The sequence below is a fragment of the Candidatus Albibeggiatoa sp. nov. BB20 genome (assembly GCA_016744725.1).
Lineage (GTDB): Bacteria > Pseudomonadota > Gammaproteobacteria > Beggiatoales > Beggiatoaceae > Albibeggiatoa.
The window spans coordinates 1-6,253 of record JADGDW010000210.1 but is presented as its reverse complement, the minus strand read 5'-3'; the positions used below and the strand labels follow the sequence as shown (position 1 = coordinate 6,253).

Genomic DNA, 6,253 nt, shown 5'->3' with positions numbered 1-6,253 from the left:
TTGTAATACCTTTAACAAAAGCTAACGTGAAAACAAACCCAATAGTTGTGGGTATTAATACAGATAATATATTCTTTGTCGTCATATACTTTTAGCTTATTTATATGATTTTATATAAGCATCCCAGCAAATCCCCATACCGAAGCATGGAGATTGGAGCATACATCCTTGTACGCACTAAAACAAATTACCAGCTTTGGTGATTAGCAACAAAATCATCTAAAGCAGCTGTTAACTTACCTTCGATGTCATCATTATAACCGCCAGTTTCTTCAATAGTGTTCATCAAATCAGCGTGACTCGCTTTCATATAAGCTTGTAACGCATGTTCAAAATCTAACACTTTGTTTACTGGTACTGCATCGATGTAACCTTTGTTGACCGCGAACAATGATGCACCCATTTCAGCAACGCTTAATGGCGCATATTGTTTTTGTTTCATCAACTCAGTAACACGTTGACCACGTTCAATTTGCTTACGTGTATTTTCATCTAAATCCGAAGCAAACTGTGCGAACGCCGCTAACTCACGATACTGTGCTAAATCTAAACGAACACCACCACCTAACTTCTTGATGATCTTAGTTTGAGCTGCACCACCTACACGAGATACTGATAAACCGGGGTTAATCGCTGGACGAACACCCGCGTTAAATAAATCAGTTTCTAAGTAGATTTGACCGTCAGTAATCGAAATAACGTTAGTTGGTACGAAAGCAGATACGTCACCCGCTTGCGTTTCAATGATAGGTAATGCAGTTAAAGAACCTGTTTTACCTTTCACTTCACCATTCGTCATTCTTTCAACGTAAGTTGGGTTAACACGTGCAGCACGTTCTAATAAACGTGAATGCAAGTAGAAAACGTCACCAGGATAAGCTTCACGACCGGGAGGACGACGTAACAATAATGACACTTGACGATAAGCCCAAGCTTGTTTAGTCAAATCATCATAAATGATTAACGCATCTTCACCACGATCACGGAAGTATTCACCCATAGCACAACCAGCATAAGGTGCGATAAATTGTAATGCTGCGGACTCAGAAGCTGACGCTGCTACGATGATGGTGTGATCCATCGCATCATGTTCTTCTAATTTACGAACAACGTTCGCAATAGAAGACGCTTTCTGACCAATCGCAACATAGATACATTTAACACCTGTACCTTTTTGATTGATAATCGTATCAATCGCAACGGCTGTTTTACCTGTTTGACGGTCACCAATAATCAACTCACGTTGACCACGACCGATAGGTACCATAGAGTCAATTGATTTCAAACCTGTTTGCACTGGTTCATCAACTGATTGGCGGCTAATAACCCCTGGTGCAATGCGTTCTAAAGGTAAAGTTTGAGTCGCATTTGTTGCGCCTTTACCATCAATTGCATTACCCAATGGGCCAACAACACGACCTAATAACTCTGTACCTACAGGCACTTCTAAAATCTTACCTGTACATTTTACGGTATGGCCTTCTGAAATATGTTCATAAGGACCTAAAACTACCGCACCGACAGAGTCTTGCTCAAGGTTTAATGCCATGCCAAACGTGCCTTCGCCGAAGTCAAGCATTTCACCTTGTAACGCATCTGCTAATCCGTGAATACGGACGATACCGTCAGTTACGCTAACAACAGAACCTTCGCTACGAGATTCTGTTCCTAGGTCATAACTTTCAATTTTCTTTTTAATCAGTTCACTGATTTCTGATGGATTAAGCTGCATATTATCTAAATCTCGTTCTTATTGGCGTAACTCAGTAGCCAATTGTTGCAATCGTCCTTTAACAGAAGCATCAATGACTTCATCGCCTGCGCGAATGACCCAGCCACCAATAAGCTCAGCATCAATACTGATATTAATATCTATCTGCTTGCCAAAACGTTTTTGTAAAACGGTCTGCAACTCCTGTTGCTGCTCAGGTGTCACTTCATAACCAGACACCAGCTCAACCTTGAGCTTATTTTGCTTTTCCGCTTTTAACTTTTCGTATTCAACCGCAAGATGCGGCAGAACGTCCAAACGTTGATTGTCAATTAAAGTTTTAACTAAATTTTTGACACCATCGTCTTGCGACTCACAAACATCAAGTAAAATCTTAGTTAATGTTTGTGTATCAACATTTGGATTGGCAACCATCTTAACAACAGAGTCATCTTGCGTTGTTATAGATAAAAAATCCAAATTTTCAGACCATTTATCTAATGCACTGTTCTCTGTCGCTAAGCTGATAATCGCTTCTGCGTAAGGACGTGCTACGGTGGAAAGTTCTGCCATAGCTAACGCCTTATAGTTCCTGAATCATTTTCTTCACAAAGTCATTGTGAGCATTGGCATCAATTTCACGCGCTAAAACTTTTTCTGCTGCCGCTAAAGCAATTGCCATGACTTCTTCACGTAATTGCTCTTTAGCACGACTTGCTTCTTGTTCAATTTCAGCTTTAGCTGCGTCAAGTTGACGTTGCCCTTCAACACGCGCTTCATCTTTTGACTGTTCAATACGTTCGCCTGCTTGTTTCTCAGCTTTCGCAATGATTTCAGCCGCTTTCTGTTTCGCTTCGCGTAACTTATCAGCAGATTTTTGTTGAGTTAGCTCTAAATCATGCTGACTCCGTTCTGCTGCCGCTAAGCCATCAGAAATTTTTGCACGCCGTTCCTCCAACATTTGTATCATGGGTTTCCACAATACTTTATTGATGAAGAATACTAGTACGAAAAATGTACCGATTTGCCCTATAATTGTTGCTGTTAGGTTCACTGATAGACCTCCAGTCTAGTTAACCAAGCTTAAAAAGCCTGATTATAGACCGATGGCAGTTTTAACCGCGTCAGCAAACGGATTAGCGAAAGTAAAGAACATAGCGATACCTAAAGCAATCATAGGGAACGCTTCCATCAAACCACCCGTAAATAACATTTGACCCATTAGCTGAGCACGCATTTCTGGTTGACGAGCAATACCTTCTAAATACTTAGAACAAATAATTGCCCAACCAAACGCAGATGCGAATGCTGCTGAAGCTAAGATAATACCTACAACTAAAACAGTATTAGCGTAAACAGCACCTACTTGCGCCATAGCCTCTGGACTAATCATTTCAGCACTCATATGAGTTCTCCTTAAAGTTAAAGTTAATGATACTAAAAAATTGTTTCATATTAGGAACACTGTTAAAACTCATGCCCCTATTTACTTCAAATAAAATTCAGGTGTTTAACACTAATGATCGTCTAAAGATTGATGAGCGATACTTAAGTAAACAATCGTCAACAACATAAAGATAAACGCTTGTAGAGTAATAACTACGATGTGGAAAATTGCCCACATACCGCCCGGTAGCCATTGAATCCACCAAGGTAAAATTGCAATCAAAATAAAGATTAATTCGCCTGCGAACATGTTACCAAACAAACGTAAGCCCATACTTAGGGGTTTCGCTAATTCTTCAATACTGGTCATCATCACGTTGATTGGCATTAAGATGATTTTAGCGATAATGTTATTAGATGCAAACGGATGAAATAAGAACATTTTCACAAAGCCTACAGGCCCTTTAACTGTGAAGTTATAATACATAATCAATGCAAAAACGCTGAACGATAAACCAAATGTTGCTGATAAGTCAGTTGTTGGTACAACTTTCAAATATGGAATGCCTATTGATGAAGCCATCAAAGGTAGGATATCGACAGGAATCAAATCCATTGCATTCATCAAAAAAATCCATACGAATACAGTAAATGCTAAAGGTCCAATCAATGGGTTATGCGCATTGAACGAGTCTTTGACTTGGTTTTCTACAAATTCTAAAACCACTTCAATTACATTTTGTAAACTGGAAGGTTTATCCATGCTTAAATTGTCACCGACTTTTTTGGCAACAAAAATCATTAGCAAAGCGATACCAACACCAAAGAATAAGGTATCAATATTAAGACTCCAAAAGCCTTCGCCTACACTTAAATTTGTAATATGATGTTGGATATACTCAACCGCAGTACCCCCACCACTATGTGCGTCACTAGCCACGTTAGTTGCTCCCTAATGCTTGATTAATTTAGAATCTGAAACTGTTTGTACTGTTGGTATGATTAACATATCCATATCATCACGCCCAGTAAAAAAGTAACTGAATTGTGCTACTGCAAATGCAATAAGCATCGGTACGGGCATCAATTGAAGCCAACTCATACCAACAATAAAAAACAGTAAAGTGAAAGCAAAACGTTGAACAGCCGCGAGGTAAATTGTACCTATAGCTTGTTCTGGGGAATTCTGGGAAAGAAGGATAGCAATTCTGAGTTTGCGTTGAGTCAACCAAACATTGAAGAAGACAATGAATACACCGAATGAGGCAGCTTGAGCTGCAGCTTCACCAAGGTAATAGAGAAAAAATAGACTAACGGCAGCAGCCCATAGAGCTAATGCAGAAAATATGGCCTTTGCGCCAGTATCAATAAAAGGGAGTCTATTTACGTCGTTCATCCAAATATATAAACTGTTGTTAAAAACCAACATAGTTGCGTGATAGTCAACACAAGGAAAGCAGTATAATGGCAACCATTGAAGTGGTCAATCTTGAATTACAAAAAATATGGTATTTTTTGGTTTATTTCATCATAAATCTGAATAATAGCTAATATAAGTATATGGTTAGATACTAAACTGCAAAAATGCTACAACACAAAAAAGAGTCATTATCTGAATAAAAAAAAGGCAGAGTTCACACTAGAACGCCGCCTTTTCTAAAATAAAACAACTAATTAATTAGCCAACTAATGCAGCAGTACAAATAGCCAGTAATGCGCTAGGGAATAAACCTAAAACAATAATTGTAATACCGTTAATGCTTAAAGCAGCTTGTAAACTTTTATCATCACTAATGGTGATAATTTCACCTTCAGGTTTATCAAAATAAATCGTTTTGATGACACGCAAGTAGTAGTATGCGCCAATCACCGAGAACATTGCTGCGACAATTGCGACCCATAAGAAGCCCGCATTAATCACTTCCATCAATACTGATAATTTTGCCCAGAAGCCAACCATTGGCGGCACACCTGCCATTGATAATAAAACCACCATCATCAAAAACGCATACCAAGGGCTACGCTCATTTAGACCTTTAAAGTCTGAGATATTTTCAGCTTCAAAGCCTTTACGGCTAAGTAAAATAATCATGCCGAAACCTGCGGAACTCATAATTGCATAAGTAATCGCATAGAACATTGATGCTGCATAACCTGTTTCTGTTGCAGTTAATGCGCCCATGAATAAAAAGCCGACATGAGAAATAGTTGAATAGGCAAACATACGTTTTAGGTTAGTTTGTGCAATCGCAACTATGTTACCAATCGCCATAGACAATACTGCTAGCGCAATTAACATACCTTGCCAGCCCAAATAGACCGATTCAACATCGCCTACCATACCTGATTTTAAACCAATTAAGCCATCAACAAGTAGACGCATTAACATCGCAAATGCTGCAATTTTAGGTGCAGAAGCAATAAACAATGTCACAGCCGTTGGAGAGCCTTCATAAACGTCTGGCATCCAGTTATGGAAGGGTACAGCACCAAATTTGAATGCTAAACCAACGATGATGAATACTAAGCCAAACATTAACATTTGAGTATTATCACCTGCATTGCTTGCTGTTGCAGCTAACGTCGCTAAATCTAAAGTGCCTGTTGCACCATAAATAATTGACATACCATAGAGCAACATACCTGAAGCAATTGCGCCTAATACAAAGTATTTCATTGCTGCTTCTGTTGCTGGTTTGGAATCTCGGTGCATCGCAACCATCGCATACATAGATAAGGAGAGTAGCTCTAAACCTAAGTAAACTGTTAATAAGTTGGCAGCAGAAACCATGACCATCATGCCCAAGGTAGCAAACAAGCCTAATACATAGTATTCACCACGGAAGAAGTTGCGGTCACGTAAATAAGTACGAGAGTAGATGAAGGCAAAAAAGACGACAATTAAGATAGCAATCTTCAAAATAGCCGCCATTGGATCGGATATATAAGTGCCGCTCATTGCATAAGTTGCTTGCTGTGGCATCGATGCAAAAACAGCCAATAGTGTTGCAATCAATGAACCTTGAGAAAGCTGATAAGTAAAGTTGCGTGCATGATCTGGCACATAAGCATCAATCACTAATACCAGAGATGCTAAGGCAAGCAGCATGATTTCTGGCAAAAGCACGAATAATTCAGCACTATTAAAGCTAAAAT

General features: G+C 39.2%; 7 protein-coding genes. All 7 read right to left on the bottom strand.

Annotated elements, in window-relative coordinates; translation table 11 throughout:
• Nucleotides 1-187: 187 nt before the first annotated feature.
• Entirely contained in the window at nucleotides 188-1,732 is a 1,545-nt protein-coding gene (atpA, locus tag ABXH34_RS17075; RefSeq protein ID WP_353573089.1) for a F0F1 ATP synthase subunit alpha, read from the bottom strand.
• 18 nt (nucleotides 1,733-1,750) lie between these two features.
• Nucleotides 1,751-2,284, bottom strand: coding sequence for a F0F1 ATP synthase subunit delta (locus ABXH34_RS17070; RefSeq protein ID WP_353573088.1), 534 nt, complete (start codon nucleotides 2,282-2,284; stop codon nucleotides 1,751-1,753).
• A gap of 10 nt (nucleotides 2,285-2,294) precedes the next feature.
• Nucleotides 2,295-2,765: a F0F1 ATP synthase subunit B gene (locus ABXH34_RS17065; RefSeq protein WP_353573087.1), complete on the bottom strand. Its 471-nt coding sequence runs from the start codon at nucleotides 2,763-2,765 to the stop codon at nucleotides 2,295-2,297.
• Between the two features lie 42 nt (nucleotides 2,766-2,807).
• A complete protein-coding gene (gene atpE / locus ABXH34_RS17060) occupies nucleotides 2,808-3,086 on the bottom strand; it encodes a F0F1 ATP synthase subunit C (RefSeq protein ID WP_353573091.1) in 279 nt (92 codons plus the stop codon).
• 141 nt (nucleotides 3,087-3,227) lie between these two features.
• The gene (gene atpB, locus ABXH34_RS17055) at nucleotides 3,228-4,037 is read right to left on the bottom strand and encodes a F0F1 ATP synthase subunit A (RefSeq protein ID WP_353573086.1); all 810 of its coding nucleotides are present in this window, start codon (nucleotides 4,035-4,037) and stop codon (nucleotides 3,228-3,230) included.
• A 12-nt stretch (nucleotides 4,038-4,049) separates the two neighbouring features.
• Nucleotides 4,050-4,493, bottom strand: a complete 444-nt coding sequence (locus tag ABXH34_RS17050; RefSeq protein ID WP_353573085.1) for a hypothetical protein — start codon at nucleotides 4,491-4,493, stop codon at nucleotides 4,050-4,052.
• 282 nt (nucleotides 4,494-4,775) lie between these two features.
• A partial coding sequence (gene nuoN / locus ABXH34_RS17045; protein WP_502710426.1) for an NADH-quinone oxidoreductase subunit NuoN occupies nucleotides 4,776-6,253 on the bottom strand: 1,478 nt, incomplete at its 5' end.

What these genes read in the sequence shown, in the direction of transcription:
- atpA (WP_353573089.1), bottom strand. Translation starts at nt 1,732, where the DNA reads ATGCAGCTTAATCCATCAGAAATCAGTGAACTGATTAAAAAGAAAATT.
- ABXH34_RS17070 (WP_353573088.1), bottom strand. Translation starts at nt 2,284, where the DNA reads ATGGCAGAACTTTCCACCGTAGCACGTCCTTACGCAGAAGCGATTATC.
- atpE (WP_353573091.1), bottom strand. Translation starts at nt 3,086, where the DNA reads ATGGCGCAAGTAGGTGCTGTTTACGCTAATACTGTTTTAGTTGTAGGT.
- ABXH34_RS17050 (WP_353573085.1), bottom strand. Translation starts at nt 4,493, where the DNA reads ATGAACGACGTAAATAGACTCCCTTTTATTGATACTGGCGCAAAGGCC.